This window comes from Aliinostoc sp. HNIBRCY26 (assembly GCF_050235535.1).
Classification (GTDB): domain Bacteria; phylum Cyanobacteriota; class Cyanobacteriia; order Cyanobacteriales; family Nostocaceae; genus Trichormus.
In genome coordinates, this window is the sequence record NZ_CP189852.1 from 5919126 (window position 1) to 5942014 (window position 22889).

The following is a 22889-nucleotide window of genomic DNA, read 5'->3' on the forward strand; positions in this document are numbered from 1 at the left end:
GTTTAAATGACACCATCATAAAACAACACTAACGGCAAATAGGGACATTAGCTAAAGACTTATGCAACGCCGTTTTCACAGTTAATCTCACAATATATAGGATTCCTATTTGATTTTTGAAAAGAACTCAGTACACTTTTATCCCTTCTAACCTGTTCCCTGTTCCCTGTTCCCTTACTACGCAAATGATTTCAGGAATCAAAGCGGATTCCTATATATAGGATTCCTATTTGATTTTTGCGAAGCTAGGTACACTTTGATTTTTTCTTTCCTGTTCCCTGTTCCCTGTTCCCTCCCTAAGCAAATAATTTCAGGAATCAAAGCGGATTCCTATATCTTAAATGTTTTTATTTCTGAGTAAATTACTGACTAAAAAATCACAATCGAGCAGATTGGCAGTCATATTAGGGTTATTTGTGACTGTGATGGTGATGGAGTTCAAAACACCCACTGAGTATGTGTTTGGATATCTTTACACAGGCCCAATATTGTTGACAAACTCGTGGTTTGGCAGGATGGCAAACTTTCAAGCCACTACTGTAGCGGTATGCTTAACGATGTTGAATCTTTTTTTACCAGGAAGTGAAGTAATTAAGGTATCTACAGTTGCTAGTCGAGCGATCGCTGTCATGGCTTTGATTGTAACTGGTGTGTTAAGCGATCGCCTGCATCGTTCCCAAGAAGCGATCGCCGTGACTCGCGCCAAGCTGGAATCCCAAGAGGAATTAGTCAAACTCCGAGAAGATTTTGCCTCTACACTCACCCATGATTTAAAAACACCTTTGTTGGGCGCAATTGAAACAATTATTGCCTTTCAACAAGAAAGATTTGGCCCCGTCTCACCCACCCAACAACAAGTTTTAGACACAATGGCACGTAGCCACCAGACTTCTCTACAACTCGTAGAAACTCTGCTAGATGTCTATCGTAACGATACTGAAGGCTTAAAACTGGACTTAGCACCAGTAGATTTAAGCAACTTAGCAGAAGAGGTGGCTAGTAGTTTGATTGCATTAGCAGCGAATCGTCGTGTTCATCTTTCGGTGAGTTATGGTGATTCCGATTGGCGACGTGCATTGTGGGTTCAGGGCGATACCCTGCAACTGCAACGAGTGTTTAACAATCTCTTGGTAAATGCCATTAATCACTCACGGCGCGGTGCGAGGGTAGAAGTAGTTTTAGAACCGCAAGATGCTTATCAGGTGGTGAAAATTCTGGATACGGGTGCAGGTATTGCTACAGAACAGTTACCTCATTTATTTGAACGATTTTATCAAGGACATAGTGACACTTTTGGGGAACTTTGCCTACGCCAAGCCAAAGGTTCAGGACTAGGACTTTATCTATCTCGGCAAATTATTGAAGCCCACGGGGGTATAATTTGGGCAGAGAACAGAACCCCAACTGGTGCTATGTTTGCGTTCAAATTGCCCGTTTATCCCTTTCAATCTCTAACTGCCTGAAATGTCCTCTATCCCCATTAAAATTTTACTTGTTGAGGACGATGAACTCTTCCGCTTAGGTTTGCGTGTGCGATTGCAACAAGAACCAGGGTTAGAGATTGTCGCTGAGGCTGAGGATGGTGAAACCGCGATCGAGTTAGTCAAGCAACATCTTCTCGATGTGGTGCTATTAGATATAGGTTTGCCAGGAATTGGTGGTATCGAAGCTTGCAGACAAATTAAACAGCAAAATCCCCTCCTGCCAATTTTAGTTTTCACTTCCCATTCCCAAAAACCGTTAATTACACGCTTGATTGAAGCTGGCGCACAAGGCTACTGTCTCAAAGGGATTGCGGCGGAAAAGTTAGTTTTGGCATTGCGTTCTGTGGCTGCGGGTGCTTCGTGGTGGGATGCCACGGCAACACAAGAAATTCGTTCTTCCTTAAGCTACGAACTATCTCAACCGGAATCAGACAATCTCATCAAGCCTGCCAATCCACTGACTGGGCGTGAGCAAGAAATTCTTTCACTATTAGCGGCAGGGAAAACTAATCAAGAAATCGCTAATACATTATGTATTGCCACGGGGACAGTGCGAGTGCATATTCATGCAATTTTACAAAAATTAGAGGTAAGCGATCGCACTCAAGCTGTGCTTGTTGCTTTACAAAAACATTTAATTAAAAGTCCGTAGTTAAACTCTATTTATTAAAAGAATCACTACAAAATACTGCAACGCATCATGTCTACTAAATTACTCACTCTTCAGTAATAAGAACTCGATGATTTAAATGAAATGGTGATGTCTAGAAATTTTTCCAGAAAACACTGCTTTTAGCCTGTATATATATAGTGATTCCCTAACTTTAGTTATGATTCTATTTTGCTAATTATTCTACTAATCTTTAAGAAATTATAAAAATTAACCCCAATTTATAGACGAACCATCTTTGATTTATGCAAGAAATTATGACACTTTATATTTCAATACAGTTCAGTTAAGGTTCAAAACAAAACGGGTGTAGGTTGGGTTGAGGAACGAAACCCAACATTATCAAGGCTTTGTTGGGTTTCGCTATCGCTCAACCCAACCTACTATTCACTTAACTGAACCGTATTGCTTTATATTTCTTCTTCCCTGTTACCTCCCTAAGTAAACAAGTTCAGGAATCAAAGTGGATTATTCTATTTATTCGTTACTATTTGTGCAAATTTATCCACTGATCAACTAGATATTTATCAAGAAAATCAAATGTATTTTTGTTTACAGAAAAACAATGATTTAATGAATACTCTATATTAGAAAAATTTATATTTTGCTAGATAATCATATGTCAGAAATATTAAATAAAACTCCTTTCTTTGGGTTGATATTTATAAAATAAAATGTGTTATGCTGGAAAACAATTATTGTCAAAATCCATTCATGTAATTCAAAACATGATTTGGTTGTTAGTTTGTAAATCATCTGTGTGCAACATGATTAGAGCAATTTACTCTAGAAATTCGTTGCAAGAAAGCCGTCATAGCAATCGGGGAAAAGCTTACTTGTTTGCACCGATGGTCAATTTTAATGTGATGGCTGAAGTGGGAGATACTCCACCCTAACTTGGTTATTTAAACTTCAGGAATAACCAAGATAAATGCAACGTCAATTATATTTATTTGTACAGATAAAACTTTCCGTGTGATTAATTCAAACTGTACAAAATATATTGCTGTTGAAAAAATCTTGTTAAATTGGGCTGTCAACATAGCTTATACCAATTCACAATTCGCAATACTCGCTATCGCGGGAAGCAAGCTACGCAATGGACTAACGTCCTGCTACGCTAACGCAATTGAGAAATCCTGACTTGACAAGGGTGTTTGGATTTGGATCTGTTTCAAGATTTTCGTGAATTGGTATTAATCACTAACAAATAAAGGTTATTGTAAGGATTTTAGTGTTAAATATTCGAGGATTATTCACAGAGCTTATCTGTAGCTTATGCTGCTGATACAGACATTTTAGGTAGTTGAAATCTCTGAATATGCTAAAAGAATCTCTACACTAAATCATCTGGTGTTTAACTCTTAAGTATCCATATTTGTAGTTAAACCCATATTTATCTACATCAACCTTTTATGTGATTAGTTGAGCGCGTACCCAATTTTATAACTGAATAATCTTGCAATCGTGGGCAATAACAGACAGTCATAAATAGGCTGATTTCGTGCAGAGAATATGCGTCATCTTGCATATTTCATGATGCTGACCAATGCTGATAGATAAAAATAGATACAATCTACAGATTAATGAGATTTGCATAACTGAAATAGATTTTTAGTTATACATAATTCTCTTTATTCAATCTATAAGTTTCAGCAGGAATGTTACTCCCCAAAACAACGATTAACTTACGCTATAGCCTTGGCATTATTAACACCATTCATCTGATAATTAGGTCATGAATAATCAACGATTCAATGGAAAATGGCAGCGTTTACAAGAGCTTTTATTCACCACAGTTCTAGGAGATTTACCAACATTAGCTCTAGGCGCAAAATTAAGAAATATCTTGTATAGAAAGATTTTTGCTCAGATGGGGCGTTCAGTCTACATTCAAGATGGAGTGGAATTTATCAACGCTTCTTGTATTGAAGTTGGCAATGGAGTACACCTGTTTAAAGGTGTACGTCTTGATGCTAGAGGACACATCAATAATAAAATTCTACTCAGAGATGAAGTAGCGATTGAGCGTTATGTTGATATTGGTTGTTTAGCAGACACTTGTATTGATATCGGTAGTGAAACGTTTATTGGGCCAGATGTTTGTATTGCTGGCCCAGGAAACATTAAAATTGGCAAGCGTTGTCTGATTGCAGCACATTCAGGAATCTATGCTAACAATCATAATTTTACTGACCCAACACAGCCTATTAAATACCAAGGTGTGACTTGTCAAGGGATTGTGATTGAGGATGACTGCTGGCTAGGACATGGGGTGACTGTATTAGATGGTGTGACTATTGGTAAAGGTAGTGTCATTGGTGCTGGTGCGGTAGTGAATAAAGATATTCCCCCCTTCTCTGTGGCTGTAGGTGTACCGGCGCGGGTGATTAAAAGCAGAGTCACGCAAGTATCAGTGAATGGTCATGAACCATTGGGGATGGTTGAGTGTTAATTTGGGAAACCTTAGCCTTGAGCCAGCGTCTCATAATCAGATAAAAACAGCGATGATGCGATCGCATCCACAATACATCTAGGACATCTACCCTTTGATTCCCAGTTTGACAAATACCCCAACTTGCTCTTTACGGAGGATTTAGTGCTGAACTCTCACCGTAGTCCTCTCCAAAGGGAGCGATCTGTGGGTAATATAAAGGAGCTATCTTTTCTGCACAGCAGATACTAAGGAAAAGCCCTTTGTCATAACTTCTTGGAGAGATCACCGATGGTAACTTTAAAAATCGCTGTTTATATTGTTGTAGCTTTCTTTGTAGGTATTTTCGTGTTCGGATTTTTGTCTAATGACCCAGCTCGTAACCCCGGCCGTCAGGATTTAGAGTAATCAACTAGACAAAATATCTGCAACAGCCGGAATTTAGCAACCGCCAATGTGATAGACATTGGCTGCTAGGTTTTTTACCTTGCAGTCTTTTGTCCTTTCCGCAAGCGTGCTATACACAAGCAGAAAGCGACAGTCGGAAGGCAAAAGGATAAAATAGTCCTTCCGGCTATAAACTGGCTATTTGTTAGGTTGATTGTGTTCCCCTATGCTTCATCCCCCCCTTCCCCCAGCACCACCACCCCTTGTTGAACCCATACAACCTGCAAATGTCACTGTATCTGCAAGTAATCAGCAAGTTTCTTCAGTTAGCAATGTTGAGCAGCAAGCCGCAACTTCAATCCCTCCCGTAAGTGAAAAAGCAGGGGAGCAGGGAGCCAGGGAGCAGGGGGAAAAATTACCCCATGCAGATGCTCAACCGCCAGAGGAAGTTAGGGAAAATGAGGCTAGCAATCATCAGTCAGAGAATTTATTAGTTACTCCCCAACCAGTAGCTACCAGCGCGCCAGAAGCCTTTGCGCCTGAATTTTCCCCCCGTAATGTCCCAAGTGCAGCGAATTTGGGTGAACCATTGGAGGTTGGTTATCCCATCCAACAACCATTAGACTATTCTCTACAAGCACCCCCCCAAACCAGCAATCAGGCGCAAGCCATCACTGAGGATGAAGATTTTACTAAGCAAGAATACAAAGACAATATTTCCCTACAGAAGTCTGGAGATAGTCTCAATCTCTCAGTGACTGCGGCTGATAGTGCGCCTGCAAATCAAGCCATTGAAAATATTATTGAGTTTAAATCCCGCAATCCAACAACCCCATCGTCAATTCCGGCTGCGATCGCCTTTCCTCCCAACGCACAGGCTCAATCTCCAACCAATCCGCCAGTAGTCCGCCGGAGAATTGTCGAGATTACATCAGATAGCCAAGAATACGACGAACAACGGCGAATTGTCACGGCTGAGGGGAATGTGGTAGTACGGTTTGATGGTGCGGTCGTAGATGCAGACCGCGTACAGGTGAATTTAGACAACTTAATCGCCGCCGGGGAAGGTAACGTTGCACTCACCAGGGGGGATCAGGTATTACGGGGACAGCGTTTTACCTATAATTTTTTACAAGATAGTGGGGAACTAGAAAACGGTAGGGGTGAGATTAATATCCCCACCGCATCAACAGATTTTGCTTTCCTACCTACGGATATCACAACTGGAGGAGTTCCAGCCAATCCCCCAAGCGATCGCATTCGTGCTAATCAACCCACTACAGGCGTTAGCAGTCCTGGAGGAATCGAATTTACCGTTGGCGGTACAGCCAACGCCAGTAATCTTCCCCCACCAAAAGCCGGTGGTGAAGTCAAACGACTGCGATTTGAAGCTAGACAAATTGAATTTTATCCCCGTGGTTGGCAAGCGAGAAATGTCCGTATTACTAATGACCCATTTTCGCCCCCAGAACTAGAATTAAGAGCCGATAAGGTAACATTAACTAGGGAAGCTCCCCTCATTGACCGCATTAATACTGAGCGACAACGCTTAGTATTTGACCAAGGCTTGACTTTACCCATCCCCCTCAATCAGCGACGCATCGACCGACGAGAACGAGATACAACACCATTTATTGTTTCCCCAGGCTTTGATGGAGATAAGCGGGGAGGTTTGTTTGTGGAACGGGGTTTCACCATCATCGACACAGACCAAACAACTCTACGGGTTACACCCCAATTTTTTGTCCAGAAAGCCTTCCAAGATGGAGATGATACTGCTTCCTTGTTTGGGATCAAGGCGAGATTAAACGCTATTTTAAGTCCCAAAGCTGTACTTCAAGGTTCTGGAGAACTCACTAGTTTGAATTTAGACGAAGTAGATCAGAATTTAAAAGCCAGTTTGCGCTTACGTCAGACCTTGGGTGATACTAACCCCCATATTTTAAACTGGGAATATAGTTACCGCGATCGCCTCTATAACGGTACCCTCGGTTTCCAAACCGTTCAAAGTAGTTTGGGTGGTGTCATTACTTCCCCCAGTATTCCTTTAGGTGACAGTGGGATTAATCTCAGTTATCAAGCAGGCGCGCAGTACATTAACGCCAATACAGACCGCCTAGACTTGCTAGATCCCATCCGCGAGAATAATCGCATTTCCTTGGGACGTTTTCAAACTAGCGTAGCTCTCAACCGAGGTTTTTTGCTATGGCAGGGAAAACCACTACCAGCCACAGCCACAGAAGGATTAAAATATACACCTCGTCCTGTAGTCCCATACTTGCAAGCCGTTGCTGGTGTGACTGGGACTAGCAGTTACTACACCAATGGCGATAATCAAAGCACTCTCACTGGTACAGTCGGCTTAGTCGGACAAATTGGACACTTCTCTCGACCATTTTTAGACTATACCGCCTTTAATATTTTTTATTCCCAAGGTGTTAACAGTGGCTTATCACCATTTTTATTTGACCGTTCTGTAGACAACCGGGTGTTAAGTGCTGGTATATCACAACAAGTCTATGGCCCTTTAAGATTAGGCTTTCAAACGTCTATTAACTTAGATACAGGCGAACAAAGTACCACCGATTACATTGTAGAGTATAGTCGGCGCACCTATGGCATCACCTTACGCTATAACCCTGTGCTGGAATTAGGTGGTTTCACGATCAGAATTAGTGATTTCAATTGGACAGGTGGAACAGATCCATTTTCCGACGGTGGAGTCAGATCAGTAGTGGGTGGCGTAAGACAGGAAAATTGATTGTTAGTCAATAGTCAATAGTCATTAGTCAATAGTCATTAGTCAATAGTCAATAGTCAATAGTCATTAGTCATTAGTCATTAGTCATTAGTCATTAGTCATTAGTCATTAGTCATTAGTCAATTACTCATCACTCAGCACTCATTACTCCCCTCTAAAGGTAAGGTGATTGTAAATGTAGTTCCTTGACCTTCTTGGCTACTAAAACTAATTGTTCCTTGATGAGCTTCCACACATCTTTTCACTATAACTAAGCCTAGTCCAGTACCCTCGATTGATTGAGTGTTAGAAGCTCGATAAAATGATTCAAACAAACGCTTTTGATCGGCTTCAGGAATACCAATCCCTTCATCTTGAATTTCAAAAATGGCGATATTCTTTTCTTGGTCACAAATTAAATCAAGGCGAATCACTTCATTATGGGGAGAATATTTGACGGCGTTGGATAGAAGGTTGACTAATATATAATTTAAAAGTTGTTCATCTACATAAGCTTCTGTTAGTTTACTAGCACAGGTAAAAATAACTTCATGTCCACTAGTAATTACAGATGTAAATTCCTCAACTAGTTCTTGACAAAATTTCCGCAAATCCAATTTTTGAGGGTTACATACTAGCCTTTTGGCTTCTGCTCTCCCCATAAATAAGACATCTTCCATTAAATTTTTCATGGATTGTACTGCGGTTTTAATTCTTTTTAAATATATATCTTTCCTAGATTCTGTTAAATTTTCTCCCTGTAATTCTATGAGTTCGACTGCGGTTTGAATCACACTTAATGGGTTACGAAATTCGTGGGAGACGGTAGATATAAATAAAGATTTAAGATAATTAACTTCTCTTTCTTTCCGCAATGCTTGTTCTAATAATTCTGTCTTTCTGCGCTCACTGATATCCCAAAAAACTATGACAACACCGTTAATTTGATCAGGTGGTCTCATAATCGGAGAAGCACTATCACCGATGGGGATTCTTTTACCTTCTTTAGTAATTAAAGAGGTAAATTCTTCTAAATAAACTACCTGCTGTTCTCTTAAAACTTTTCTGACGGGGTTTTCAATTTTAGCTTCTGTCACTTCATCAATCAAACTAAAAATTTTCGCTACATCTTCCCCAATCGCGTCTTGTCGGTTCCACCCTGTTAAGGCTTCAGCCGCAGGATTCATAAATGTGATTATTCCTTGGTCATCAGTTGCAATGACAGCATCACTAATGGAATTTAATAACGTGGCTAATTTATCACGATTTTCTCGAATATCTCGTTCTAAGCGATGTTTTAATAGACCAATTTCTATGGCGATACGTAAGTCTTTAGACGTGAATGGTTTAACAATATAGCCAAATGGTTGAGTAATCTTGGCTCTTTGTAATGTATGGTCATCACCGTAAGCAGTTAAAAATATTACTGGTATATCTAGATATTCTCGAATGTAACTCGCAGCATCAATACCATCCATCTCTCCTTTGAGGATAATATCCATTAAAACTAACTCTGGTCTAGTTTCTAAGGCTTTGGCGATCGCTACTTTCCCAGAAGAGGCTGTACCTACAACTGTGTATCCTAGTTGGCTAAGGTGACTAGTAATAGTTCTAGCCACAATTACTTCATCTTCAACTACTAAAATTCTTGTCGTGGTCATTGGTCACTTTTTAATTAATTAATCAATGCTGAATTATTGGGGAAATATGATTTTAAAAGATGTGCCATTCAGACATTGTACAGTAACATTACCTTCTAATTGGTCAGTAGCTAAATCATGCACTAAAGAAAGACCTAAAGAATTGGTATTTTGCCAATCTAAATGTTCTGGCAAACCGATACCATTATCTTGAACAGTCATCTCGATATTGTTGTCTATAATACACAAACTAATAGTGATTTTGCCAATTTCTTGTTCGTTAAAGGCATATTTAAGCGAATTGGACATAAGTTCGTTGATGATCAAACCACAGGCTATCGCCTGATCAATATTCATGTCAATGGGACTAATATCAGTTTCTACCATAACTTTCCCTGGAGCTATATGGTAGGAAATCAGAATACTGGTAACTAGGTTTTCGACATATACAGCAATATTAATCTGACCGATATTCGTGGATGTATATAGGTTCTTATGAACCATTGATATTGATTCAATCCGGTTTTGGCTGTCTCTGAGAGTTTTAATTAATTCCGGTTCTTTGAGGTTTTGTGACTGCAACTGTAATAATCCAGAAACAATTTGTAAATTATTTTTCACCCGGTGATGCACTTCTTTGAGTAAGACTTCTTTTTCGGCTAAAGCAGTTCTTAAATTAATTTCAGCTTTTTGTCTTTCAGTTAATTCGTTTTGTGCTTGCTGAAATATACAAGATTGTTGAATAGCGATCGCAATGGGAACAGAAAGTTGATCAAGTAAATCTAGTTCGTGTGCTTCCCAGTTTCGCGGTGCAGAACATTGATGTGCTACTAATAAACCCCAAAGGCGAGAAGTGAGATTTTCTTCTCCAATTTCCAGTAAGATGGGTACAACTAAATTGGCTTGGACTTGAAATTGTTCTAGTAATTGAATGTGACACTCAGTTAATCCTGCTGCATAAATATTTGCGATCGCTCTTTTATGTCCTTGGTGGTATTCTGCTCCTGCACCTTCCTGAAAACACGTATCATGAATCTCTACACCCAAAGACACTTTCCAACCAGGCTTTACGGATTCAGCCACAATCTGACCACTCATATCCGCCGCAAACTGATAAACTATAACCCGATCAACTCCTAGTAAATCTCGGACTTCTTTGACTGTAGCATTGAGAATTTCTGGCAGATTTAAGGATTTATGTATTGTTTGAGAAACAGTCCGCATGAGTTGCTCTCGTTCAGCTTGAGCTTTCAGTGTGCGTTCGGTTTGTTTGCGTTTTGTAATGTCCTGTCCAATGGCAATAATTTGACCATTAGCTAGTCTGAGGTTTGTCCAAGAAGTATCTAGAACTCGACCATCTGCTAATGTAGTTTTAAAATCATTCCAAGAACCGTCAGCAGCACGCATCACATTAATTACAGACTGATAATATTCAGGGTCAGGGTACAATTCCTCTATGACATTACGTGTTTGGAAATCCTGGAGTTTGAAGCCTAGCAGCTTTTCTAGTTCTTGATTTACCCACTCAATTCTCCCGTCTTCGTTTCCAATGGCAATCATTAAAGGTATCCGCGCAAAAATCCCTTGCAAAAATGAATTCTGTTCTTGCAATTTTGCTTCTGCATTTTTACGCTCTGTAATGTCATAAAGTATAGTTAATATCGCATAGTCATTGTTAAATTTTAAATATTGTAATGAGGCAATAGCCCAGAAAAATGTGCCATCCGACCGTTTAAGTTGAATATCATAATTTATCAAAGAACCGTTTTGTGTCAAGGCTGCCAAAATCTTTTGCTGATCATCTGGATTTTGATATAACTCCGAGATACAGCGATTAACTAAAGCTTCTGCTGTCAATCGAAACTTATAGATAAATTCTGAGTTAGTATACAGAATTCGACCGTCTACTACTCGTGAAATAATTAATGGTACAGGAATCGCTTCAATGATTCCTTTTAACTTGACTTCCGTAAATTTTAGTGCTTTCTTGAGATGTATCCGGTCTTTAACAGCAGTTATCCTTTCTTTGTGTAACTCAATTTGCTGCATAACTTGATGTGCCAATTTCTCTAAAATACTTGGCATCTTATAGTTAAATTGGCGGGTAACAAAATCCATGATTGCTAAACAACCAATAGCAAATCCATCAGCATTAATTAAAGGAACACCTGCATAGAAGCGTACATGGGAATTAGACAAAATCAGGGAATTATTCCCGAATTGCTCATCTTGCAAAATATCTGGAATAACTAATAATTTTTTGATGGCGACTACATGACTGCCTAAACTAATATTGCGTGGTATTTCCGATTCATTGATTCCCTGTTTCGCTTTAAACCATTCGCGTTCAGCATCTATGAAACCAATAACAACAATGGGTATGTCAAAAATCTCGGCTGCTAGTTGCACCAGATTATCAAAGACTTCTGCTGGTGGTGTGTCTAAAATCTCATAGGAATGTAATGATGTGAGCCGTCGGTTTTCATCATTTGGTAATAACATTATTTCTCGATTGATAGCTTTATGTGAATTCCGTCATATACTTAATCCAAAGTAACAATTGTGTATATAGAAATCCGATGCGGTTACTGAAACTATTGATAGTATTAGGTAAAGGAAAAATCTTCACAGGGAACAAGAAGAAAGAAGTATAGAGGGATACTTATTTTCTTCATAAATCAAATAAGATTTCTATATTAATCTACCTATGAATTATCTAAATATTATTGGAACATAAAGTGGTGCTTGGATTATATTGTGAATATACTGATGTGTTACCTATAAAGCATCACCATGCTTCATAGGTAACAAGTAATCCAGTATATTTTTAATCGCAATTATTGCCAGAATAGAGATAATTTTTGCAATTTTACGCTGTTTCTATACAATCAGCCACGCGTTAAGCAAAGCTATACTGTTGGTTTGACACTGCCAATTCAAAAGTGACAATAAAACACAGTCAATATTAACGGGGACGACCTAAAGTAGTGATATATAAAACAGCTTCATCATCGGGAATACCTAAAACTTCATTTACCTGATCATCAAAAAAACCACCAATCCCACTGACACCTAAATTCAGACGAATTGCGGCTAAATTGAGCCGTTGACCCAAGTGTCCAGCATCCAGATGTAAGTAACGATAAACGCGATCGCCATATTCGGCAATAGCTGATTTGAGGTCAGCCGTATGAAACACTACAGCTGCGGCATCTCGTCCTAGTTCTTGTCCCAAACAGAGAAAATGCAACTCCCTACGGAAGTTTTTAAACCGAATTTGTCTTAATTCTTGCGCTTTGGGTGCGTAATAATAGCAACCAGTTTCTAGTCCTTTGACACCACAAACAGCGATAAAGGTTTGAATTAAATTTAAGTCAAAATAATCAGGTGCAGGATCAAGATTTTGGTTTATATAATTGCGGGGTTGATAAGTGAAATCTAATAAGGCTTTGAGTTCATCGAGAGTCAATTCTTCACCGTTGTAAGCACGAGTAGAACGGCGTTTATGAATGGTAATTTCTAAATTGGCTAAATTATCACCCCAATCAATGGCAGTGGTAGCAGTGGGGACTTTAAGACAAAAAGGGAAATTATATTTATCTTCTAAAGATTTGGCTTGTTTAACTGTAGGTAAATTGAGTTTACCTGTAATACCTGGGGGAATTTGAGTGTGACTGTGAAAATATGCCAGTAATTCCCCATCGGGAATATAAGGATAATTGGTTTCTGTTGCGGATGGGAGAGCAGTACATCCTGATGGTAAATTTTGCCGGATATCTAATAAATCTGCCAAAGGTAAGACAGCGATCGCACCTTCTTGTAATGGATCTACATACAGTAAATCATTAACCGCTTCATCAATAAAACCACCAATTAAATGTGGACGATAGTCAGTAATTGAACCAGCTAATTCTATATTGCCTAACAAATGACCTGTATCTAGACAAATTCGGCGATAGGCTCTATCTTCATACCGCCAAGCCGAACGATAAAACACCGCCGTCACAATGATTGCCAATTGGGTACTTTCTAAAGCCGGATGCCAAAAACAAGCTGCCTGTAATGCAGGCCAAGGATCATTTTCCCACAAGAGCTTCAATGAATGAGTCCGACATTGATAGTTATACAATCCTGGCGGTAATAACGGTGTGCCACGGGAAACTAAATAGACTTCCGCCGGATACAACCCCCCAGCACTAGGCGCAGAACGCAAATATACAGTATTTCCCAGGGAAGGCATTCTTGCAGTCAAGCCATAACTGCGAAACAACAAGCGGGAGATTCTTTGCCACCATTGAGTTTGAGGATCATCGACAAATGTCTCTGGAATTTCTTGGATGTAAGGTTTCAAGTCTATGTCAGAACCGATTCTGTACTCTTTAAAGGGTACTGGTTGTTTAGCCCAATCTAACCTTTGACTTTTGGCTGCAAGGGTTTCCGGTTCATATTTAGTACGTTCATGATAGTGTTGGGCAATTGACTGGTGTAGTTCTGGCATAGTGCTGGCAGTACCCTTATGACATCCTTATCTTGATCTTGGCATTCATCAATCCCATTATTTCACCCTAATCATCAGTCAGGGACATGAAAAAACCCCTACTCTAGTGTAGGGGATTGGTCATTAGTCAACAGTTAATAGTTAACAGTTATTGTTAAAAGTCACTCCTATCTCAGTGAAATTGTCTTCTTTTCTGGGTTTCTGCCTTCAGAAATCGGGGATTTTAGGAGGTGTCAGGGTGCTAGAATATAAATCTAATTGCTGTGTTAATTCACGATTCGCCTTTCATACCCCACTCGACTAGTGCTTGTTTGACAATCTGTCTTTTGACGTAGATAGCAATTTTGTCTCAACATCATGAGTAATATTTACCACAACAAAAAATAGCAGTCCTAGAGGATTCATCTTGAATCTTTCCACAGAAAAACGTACATTTTTCTGTTCCCTATTTTCGTGTGTACGTTCATTTATCAAGTGGAATTCCTATATTTAATTGCTATTGGGTAATTCATGGGTGTGAGGAAATCAAGTGAAAAAACGTAATTTATCTGCTTATTTGTGCTTAACTACTATCATATCTGTGTTACCTGTTGCTCCCGCACATTCGACAATCAAAATTGTCCCAAGCATGGGGGAAGCAGAATTAGCACAACAACCAAATCAAGTTTTGGCAGTAGTGGGAGTTCGTGTCCAAATAGTTGATCAGAAGCTGGAAATCCTCTTAGAAAATTCTACTTCTCAACAATTACAAATTGCTAACAACAGCGAGGGAAATAAATTTATCGCAGATATTCCCAATGCTCAACTGCGTTTACCTAGTGGTAATTCATTTCGGCAAGAAAAACCGTTTGCAGGTATTACAGAAGTAGTAGTCATAAATCAGGATGCCAATAGTATCCGCGTGATGATCACAGGTGAAGTAGAAATTCCCCAAGTCGAGTTAGATGACAGCGATGAGGGTTTAATTTTTGTCGTCTCGCCAGCAACATCTCCAACACCTTCTCAACCTAGTAGTGAAACACCATCCACACAACCTTCATCTGAGGCCAATGAACCAATTGAATTGGTAGTTACGGCACAAAAACGCCCAGAAGCCTCCCAGGATGTACCTTTGAGCCTAACGGTAATTTCCCAACCGGAACTCACAGACGGACAAATCAATTCTTTGCAAGCGATCGCTAATAATACACCCAATTTTACTTTTCTGCCCACCACCGCAGGGAGTGCTGATTTTAGTTACTACAGTTTGCGGGGGTTGAATAACTTTAACTTTTTAGCTAGTCAAGACACTATTGGCTTTTACGTTGATGATGTTCCCTTTGATTACGGGGGTTTTCTAGACGTTGCGTTGATTGATTTAGAACGGGTAGAGGTGTTACGCGGCCCTCAAAGTACCCTCTATGGTAGAAGTAGTCCGGCTGGGGTAGTGAATGTGATTTCTCGTCCCCCCAGTAATCAGCCAGAAATCGGTATTACCGCAGGTTATGGAAGTTATAACAGCCGAGAATTCCAACTGTCTTTAAGTGATGCCATTATCCCCAATCAACTTTCGTTTCGCTTGGCAGGGGCATACAATGCACGAGATGGTATATTTGACAATACCTTTCTAGATAGGGCAGTGGGAGAGCGATCGCAAGTCACAGGACGCGCGCAAATTCTCTGGACACCCACCCCAGAATGGAATGTATCATTTAACGCCTATGCCAGTGATAACGATAATGGCAATCCTACCTTTTCACGCCAAAATGCGGATGAACCCTTCACCATCTCTCAAGAAGTCGATGGTTTCAATCGCCTCACCACTAATACCCAAGCCTTGAAAGTTAGCTATAACGGTAATGGCTTTCGGGCGACATCCATCACCACACGGCGGTTTAGCAATCAAAATACCTTAGTCGGTGATAACTTTCCTGGTGATTTGTTGCAGCAAGTTATTGGTATCAATTCTACCTTGTGGTCGCAGGAGTTTCGCCTCCAATCTCCCGAAGATGCAGAAAAGTTGCGCTGGCTGTTGGGTGGATATTACGAATCACGGGATTTTAAAGTGATTGATGATACCTTTAAATATACGGAAGCTGGTGCAGTTGCCTTTGGCGTACCCGCACCAGGAAGCGATCGCGTATCCGCAGAACAGTCTCGCCACACTTACGCCATCTTTGGACAAATTGATTACAAACCAGTTCCCCCCCTGACTGTATTTGCTGGTTTATGCTACGAAACGGCTGATACTGACCTCGACCGTCGTCGTGTGTTTGAAAATACAGACGGTAGTGTAAATCCCCCCACGGCTGAAGTGCGTGGTGCAACCCTGAATAGTGATGAACTTATCCCCAGATTTGGCTTACAGTACCGCTTCAGTCAGAATGTCATGGCATACGCCACTATCGCCAAAGGTTACAGACCAAGTGGATTTAACTACCGTGCAGATACAGAAGATACAAGGCGATTTCAAGAGGAAACTTCCTGGACTTACGAAGCAGGCTTAAAATCCTCTTGGTTAGATGACCGCTTGACGGCTAATCTCTCAGTTTTCCAAACAGACGTGGATAATTATCAAGTGCTGCTAACTGACGATTTTGGCTTTTTTAGAAACGTCACTAATGCTAATGTGCAAGTCACAGGCTTAGAATTTGAACTCACAGCCAAGCCAGTACCAGGATTGAATTTAATCGCTGGTATTGGCTATGTGGATAGCAGATTTAAAAACTACAGAAATCCCTTTACAGGCGGAGATTTTAGCGATAATCGCGTTCCCTTTGCACCAGAAGTTACCTATAATTTAGCCGTACAGTATCGCAGTAGAAGCGGAATTTTTGCCCGTGCAGAACTACGGGGTTATGGTGTAACTTATTTCGATGATGCCAACCAAGTTAAGCAAGACCCCTATGCTTTGGTGAATACCCGCATTGGTTATGAAGGCGAAAAATACGGTATTTATCTATACGCCAATAACTTGTTTGATACACGTTACATTACCTCTGGTTTTCTGTTTCCAGCACCAAACGTCACAGCCGGATTTGGCGATCCTGTAACCTATGGTGTGCAGATGCGGGCTAACTTTTAAGGTATGGAAAATTACAAATCAACTTTCTAAATCACTGAGTAATCGGCGAATCAAAGCTGCATCTTCAGTTTCGGGAGTATTCGTGAGATAATTTTGCAAGTCTGCCGTTGCTTGGGAATAGTTACCTAGTTGATAATTTAATAAACCGCGATCGCGCACTTCTGAAGCAGCTTCAGGAAACAATAGCAAAATTCGCTCTACGACAGCTAGGCTTTTTTCTAACTGTTGTTGTCTCAAATAAATATATTTCAAATTAGCTAACATTCTAGCTAAAAATTGCCGCTTACTAACTGTAGCTAAAAATTCTGGGCGTAAAGGCACGTTTTGCTGAAACATTTGATTGATTCTATCTTGACAATCTTGGGCAAACATCACCTCGCCACGATTGAAAGCATCAACGAAAATCTCCATTTCTGGAATCGCCGGACGAATCAAGAAATGTCCTGGCATTCCTACACCTAACATGGGAAAATCTATGCGTCGGGCAATTTCTAAATAAACTAAGGCCATCGTAATCGGAATACCAGTCCGGCGGTCAATGACATCATTTAAAAAACTGTTGCAGGGGTCATAATAATTACTTTGATTCCCAAAGAATCCTAAATCATCATACAGATATTGATTGATAGTTTGAATAACTCGCAACGGATAACGGGAAGATGGCAAACGTTCTTTTACTTCCTCTGCCATCGTATCCAAAACATTTAAGTATTCTTCTATATCAATGTAAGGATATTCTTCTTTAGCAATATATAAAGCTGCCTTGGCTAAGTCAATATGCTCATCGGAATGCTGGATTTCTTGGTAAAAATATTGTCGAGGTAAAGAGAAGTTCATAAGCAACACCTGATTAGGTAAAAGGTAAAAGGTAAAAGTAAAAAGTAAAAAGAAAGGAAAAGATTCTTTTGCTTTTTTACTTTTTCTGGAACTGGGAACTGGGGACTGGGGAATATGGGATAAATGCTAATTGTGAATTATTTTTATGACTTTACATGGGTATTATGTGGGATTTTTACATAATTTTTCACCCATCTAAAAGCTGATTTTATACTGGCTTAATCATCGTTTTTTGTCCCTGAAGCCACGGGTTGTCTATCTAATGAAGTTGCACCTGTATCTAATGCTGGCTTCTGATTGAAGTTGAGAAAACGTTCAGTCGTTGTCTTAATTACAATATACAAGATGGGAACAACAAACAAACTTAAGAAAGTAGCGATTAACATTCCACCAAATACAGCAGTTCCCAATGACTGGCGACTTCCTGCACCTGCACCTGTAGCAACAGCTAAAGGAAAAATCCCGATGAGTGTAGAAAAAGCCGTCATCAAAATTGGGCGTAAACGTTCTTGAGAAGCTTCAATTGCTGCTTTGGTGATACTTAGTCCTTGTTCGCGTAATTGGTTGGCGAATTCCACAATCAAAATTGCGTTTTTACTAGCCAACCCAATCAACATCACTAAACCAATTTGACAGTAAACATCATTAGCAAAACCCCGCATTGATTGGGCTACTAAGGCACCAAAAATTGCCAGAGGTACTGACAAGAGAATGATAATTGGGTCTATATAGTTTTCATATTGGGCAGCGAGTACCAAAAAGACAAATACTAGTCCCAAACCAAAAATCACAGGTGCTAAACCACCAGATTCTTGTTCTTCTAAGGAAGTCCCAGACCATTCATAACCATAACCAGCAGGTAAAACAGCTTGGGCGGCTTCTTCCATTTTTTTAATTGCATCCCCAGAACTAAAACCAGGTGCAGCAGAACCGTTAATTTCAATGGAACGAAAGAGGTTGTAGTGGTTAATAGTTTGCGCCCCCACAATATTGGTAACTTTGACTAAATTACCCAGTGGAATCATTTGATTAGTTTGCGATCGCACATACAATTGTTCGATATCTTTGGGGTTAGCACGAAACTGTTGGTCTGCTTGCACATACACTCGATAGTTGCGCTGTTGCAAGTTAAAGTCATTCACATACTGTGAACCCAAAGCCGTCTGTAAGGTACTGAAAATATCACTCACAGAAACTTGCAAGGCTTTGGCTTTGTTGCGGTCTACTTCTACTAATAACTGTGGTGTATTGGCTGCAAAGGTAGTAAATACAGCTTTTAATCCTGGTGTTTGGTTGGCGCGTCCTAGCAATTGTCCCATTGTCTGCACCAAATTCTCTAAACCGCTATTGCCTCTGCGGTCTTGCAGTTGGAAGGTAAAACCACCAAAGTTACCCAAACCTTGAATCCCAGGAGGGTTGACAGGAAAAACTCTGGCTTCGGGAATGGCAAAAAACTTACCTTGCAGTTTACCAATGATAGATTGTACTGTTTGGTCGGGGCGGGGACGTTCATCCCAAGGTTTTAAGGTGGTGAAGATAATCCCGCTATTGGCTGTACTCCCACTAAAACCAAAACCACCAACTGCAAAAGTTCCTACCACTTCCGGTAGTTGCAAAATTTCCTTTTCTACCTTAGACATCACATCACTGGTGTATTGCAAAGATACCCCTTGTGGCCCTTGAATAATCGTGATGAAATAACCTTGGTCTTCATCGGGTAAAAAGGCTGTGGGAACTGTGGTGTATAACCAAACTGTCATCCCCAAGGAAACGACGAATAGACCAATGATAATGCTTTTAATTCGAGTCAGGAAAGTAAGCGATCGCTTGTATCTCTCCCTCACCCAATCCTGAAAATTATTAAACCGATCAAAAATCCACCCCAGCCAACCTGTCGGCTTTTGTCCTTGGCGTAGTAACAACGCGCATAATGACGGTGTAAGGGTCAAAGCCAAAAATGTGGAAATGGCAATAGAAAAGGCGATGGTTAAAGCAAATTGTCGATACAATGCGCCAGTCGTTCCCGGAAAGAACGCCACCGGGACAAACACTGCCATCAATACTAAGGAAGTCGCAATAACAGCACCGAACAGTTCCGCCATCGATTCACTAGCAGCGCGACGGGGTTGAATGCCTTTATCTTGAATAAAACGGCTAATTTGCTCCACTACCACAATCGCATCGTCTACCACCATCCCCGATGCTAGTGTTAAACCGAACAAGGTCAAACTATTAATGGAAAAGTTAAAAACTTTGACAAAGGCGAATGTCCCCACCAAAGCCAAAGGAATCGTCAAAGCTGGAATTAAGGTAGTGCGCCAGTCCTGCAAGAACACAAAAATGACTAGCACTACTAAAATCACAGCTTCTACCAAAGTTTTTACGACTTCTGCCAGGGATTCTTCAACGAAACCAGTAGTGTCAAAAGCTACCTGATATTTCATTCCTGGTGGTAAACTCGGTGCTAATCGAGCCATTTCCTCTTTCACTCCCCTGGCTACATCCAAGGCGTTACTACCAGGGACTTGATAAATCCCCAAGCCTACTGCCTCTTTGCCACGGAAACGTAAGAATGTATTGTAATTTTCCGCCCCTAATTCGGCTCTACCGACATCTTTGAGTTTAACTAAAGTGCCATCACTCTCAGTTTTAATTACCAGTTCTTCAAACTCTGTGACATCCGTGAGTCGGCTAGCTGCGCGGACATCGAGTTGATATTGTTGTCCTTTAGGTGCAGGTTCTTGACCAATTCTCCCTGCACCGACTTGCAAGTTTTGTTCTGACAAGGCACTGGTGACATCTGCTGTAGTTAAACCCCGACTGGCTAAACGATTAGGATCTAACCACAACCGCATAGCATAGCGACGTTCCCCAAAAATTCGCACATCACCCACACCTTTAACTCGTTTTAAGGCATCGGTTAAGTAAAGGTCAGCGTAATTACTGAGAAATATGTTGTCATATTCCCGATTATCGGTGTACAAACCAATCGCCAACAAAATATTATTAGATTGCTTCGTGACTCGCACACCTGTACGCTGCACCACATCGGGTAATTGAGCTTCCGCCACAGAAACACGATTTTGGACATCGACGGCAGCAATATCTTTATCCCGTGAGGAATCGAAAGTTACTGTGATGCTACTAGAACCATCATTACTACTGCTGGAAGTAATATATTTCACACCTTCCACGCCGTTAATTTGTCGTTCTAAGATATTCGTCACACCACTTTCTACTACTTCTGCACTCGCGCCTGTGTAGTTAGCAGCAACGTTGATTTGTGTTGGACTAATATCTGGGAACCGGGCAATAGGTAAGGTGGGAATACTGATGAGTCCCACCAGCAAAATAATAATCGCGCAGACTGTAGAAAAGACTGGCCGCTTAATGAAGAAATCGACGAACATATATAGGGATTGGGGATTGGGGATTGGGGACTGGGGACTGGGGATTGGGGATTGGGGATTGGGGATTGGGGACTGGGGATTGGGGATTGGGGATTGGTAAAAAATTCTACCTTGTCTACCTTGTCTCCCCTGCTCCCTGCCCCCTGCCCCCTTGCCTTTCAAAGCCTCTACTCTGGAAGAATGGGTGCGCCGTTACTGAGGTTGAGAATGCCGGAAACTACGATTTTGTCGCCGGGTTTCAGCCCTTCTAGGACTTGATAATTGTTACCTTCAATCGCTCCTAATTTCACCGGTTTTTGGCTGGCCACTAAAGACGTGCCTCCTGGTTGGGGCTTTTCTGGTGGTTGGGCGACAAAGACAAAGCTTTCTCCACCCAGGCGAGATACGGCGGTGACGGGAATTAATACCCCTGGACGTTCACCCCAAATTACTCTCGCTTGCACTAGTTGGCGATTGAGTAGTTGTCCTGTACCGTTGCTAAAGGTGGCTTTGGCTAGGACTGTTTGGGAGTTGGAATTGGCGTTGGGTTCGATGAAACTAATTCTCCCTGTGGCGGTGGGTTCGCCTTGGGCGTTTAACATCTGTACAGTTAATCCTGTCCGTAGTTGTGCGGCTTGGTTGAGGGGAATGGAAATATTCAGTTCTAAAGCACTGTTTCTAGTCAGTGTGGTGAGTTGATCGCCTTTGCTGACAAAGCTACCCACGCGCACAGGAATATCACCAACAATTCCCGTAAACGGCGCGAGAACGTTGGTATAACGTACTTGGACTTCGGCAGATTTGACTTGGGCGGCGGCTTGGGTAACTTGCGATCGCGCTTGGGCAATTTCTTCGGGACGCGCGCCGTTTTCCAGTTGTCTGAGGTTTTGTCTTTGCTGTTCTAGGGCAGCTGTAAGTTCGGTAATATCAGAACGGCGGCTTTTGCGTAATTGTTCTAATCTGCGTTGGGCTTCTTGTAAGCTAGCTTCTGCGCTGCGTTGTTCCTTTAAATATGAATCTAAGGTGTCTTGCGAAACTGCACCTTCTTTTCTGAGTTGTTCGTATCGCTTGGCTCTGGATTTAGCTAAGTCTAATTCCGATTTGGCTGATTCAATTTGTGCTTCGGCTTGAGCAATTTCCTCTGGACGCGCTCCGGCTTGGGCATCTGCTAATCTGGCTTGGGCTTGGGCTACTTGCGCTCTGGCTTGGGCGATTTCTTCGGCGCGTGTCCCCGCTTTGAGTTCTGCGAGACGGGCGCGGCTTTGTTCTAGGGATGCTTTGGCTTGTAATAACTGCGCTTGAACATTATCGCTTTCCAGACGAATCACAGCTTGTCCTTCCTGGATGTGATCGCCTTCCCTGACTAAAATCTGACTAACTCTACCTTCAATTTCTGGAGAAAGTACCACTGAACGCGGTGCTTCTAAACTACCGACAAATACGGAGCTTTCCTGTAAATTTCCTGACTCTACTTCCGCCACTTTTACCGGAATTCCCATCGGTTTACCAGCTGCTGTTGCTGATTGTTTATTGGCAGCCATGCTACCCTGCCACCATCTCCAGCCAAAACCCCCACCCAAAATCAGCAAAATCACCCCCACAATTAAAGGCCAACGCGGCTTTTGCCCAGGGGAATTTGAGAGCGATGGATTTTCTGATGAGGGACTATCAGATTTTTCAGTGCCTTGGGTATCTTGTGTATCTACTGGCACAGAGGAATGAGAGTGTTCTTCATGAGACATATAT

Annotated in this window: 13 protein-coding genes; 7 read left to right on the forward strand and 6 right to left on the reverse strand. The window is 41.2% G+C overall.

Annotated features, from left to right (window positions below; genetic code table 11):
* Window positions 1-425: 425 nt before the first annotated feature.
* The 6 genes from ACQFX9_RS25050 to ACQFX9_RS25075 all read left to right on the forward strand — a co-directional run bounded on the left by ACQFX9_RS25050 (window position 426) and on the right by ACQFX9_RS25075 (window position 7736).
* On the forward strand, window positions 426-1463 hold the full coding sequence (locus ACQFX9_RS25050) for a sensor histidine kinase (protein WP_427162994.1): 1038 nt from the start codon (window positions 426-428) through the stop codon (window positions 1461-1463).
* 1 nt (window position 1464) lies between these two features.
* Window positions 1465-2136: a response regulator gene (locus ACQFX9_RS25055; RefSeq protein WP_427159282.1), complete on the forward strand. Its 672-nt coding sequence runs from the start codon at window positions 1465-1467 to the stop codon at window positions 2134-2136.
* Between the two features lie 746 nt (window positions 2137-2882).
* Window positions 2883-3050, forward strand: a complete 168-nt coding sequence (locus tag ACQFX9_RS25060; protein ID WP_427159283.1) for a hypothetical protein — start codon at window positions 2883-2885, stop codon at window positions 3048-3050.
* Window positions 3051-3892: 842 nt separating this feature from the next.
* A complete protein-coding gene (locus ACQFX9_RS25065) occupies window positions 3893-4609 on the forward strand; it encodes an acyltransferase (protein ID WP_427159284.1) in 717 nt (238 codons plus the stop codon).
* Window positions 4610-4879: 270 nt separating this feature from the next.
* Entirely contained in the window at window positions 4880-4996 is a 117-nt protein-coding gene (locus ACQFX9_RS25070; RefSeq protein ID WP_427159285.1) for a photosystem II reaction center protein I, read from the forward strand.
* Window positions 4997-5201: 205 nt separating this feature from the next.
* A complete protein-coding gene (locus tag ACQFX9_RS25075) occupies window positions 5202-7736 on the forward strand; it encodes a DUF3769 domain-containing protein (RefSeq protein ID WP_427159286.1) in 2535 nt (844 codons plus the stop codon).
* A 134-nt stretch (window positions 7737-7870) separates the two neighbouring features.
* Here ACQFX9_RS25075 and ACQFX9_RS25080 read toward each other — a convergent pair whose 3' ends face one another.
* The 3 genes from ACQFX9_RS25080 to ACQFX9_RS25090 all read right to left on the reverse strand — a co-directional run bounded on the left by ACQFX9_RS25080 (window position 7871) and on the right by ACQFX9_RS25090 (window position 13853).
* A complete protein-coding gene (locus tag ACQFX9_RS25080) occupies window positions 7871-9376 on the reverse strand; it encodes an ATP-binding protein (RefSeq protein ID WP_427159287.1) in 1506 nt (501 codons plus the stop codon).
* Between the two features lie 33 nt (window positions 9377-9409).
* Window positions 9410-11857, reverse strand: a complete 2448-nt coding sequence (locus ACQFX9_RS25085; RefSeq protein WP_427159288.1) for a GAF domain-containing protein — start codon at window positions 11855-11857, stop codon at window positions 9410-9412.
* A gap of 463 nt (window positions 11858-12320) precedes the next feature.
* The gene (locus ACQFX9_RS25090) at window positions 12321-13853 is read right to left on the reverse strand and encodes a SagB/ThcOx family dehydrogenase (RefSeq protein ID WP_427159289.1); all 1533 of its coding nucleotides are present in this window, start codon (window positions 13851-13853) and stop codon (window positions 12321-12323) included.
* 628 nt (window positions 13854-14481) lie between these two features.
* Here ACQFX9_RS25090 and ACQFX9_RS25095 point away from each other — a divergent pair.
* Complete coding sequence (locus ACQFX9_RS25095; RefSeq protein ID WP_427162995.1) at window positions 14482-16917, forward strand: TonB-dependent receptor domain-containing protein; 2436 nt, start codon at window positions 14482-14484, stop codon at window positions 16915-16917.
* An 18-nt stretch (window positions 16918-16935) separates the two neighbouring features.
* Here ACQFX9_RS25095 and ACQFX9_RS25100 read toward each other — a convergent pair whose 3' ends face one another.
* From ACQFX9_RS25100 to ACQFX9_RS25110, 3 genes are all read right to left on the reverse strand, one after another.
* A complete protein-coding gene (locus ACQFX9_RS25100) occupies window positions 16936-17754 on the reverse strand; it encodes a SirB1 family protein (protein ID WP_427159290.1) in 819 nt (272 codons plus the stop codon).
* 218 nt (window positions 17755-17972) lie between these two features.
* Window positions 17973-21164: an efflux RND transporter permease subunit gene (locus ACQFX9_RS25105; protein WP_427162996.1), complete on the reverse strand. Its 3192-nt coding sequence runs from the start codon at window positions 21162-21164 to the stop codon at window positions 17973-17975.
* 167 nt (window positions 21165-21331) lie between these two features.
* A complete protein-coding gene (locus tag ACQFX9_RS25110) occupies window positions 21332-22885 on the reverse strand; it encodes an efflux RND transporter periplasmic adaptor subunit (protein WP_427159291.1) in 1554 nt (517 codons plus the stop codon).
* Window positions 22886-22889: the final 4 nt, after the last annotated feature.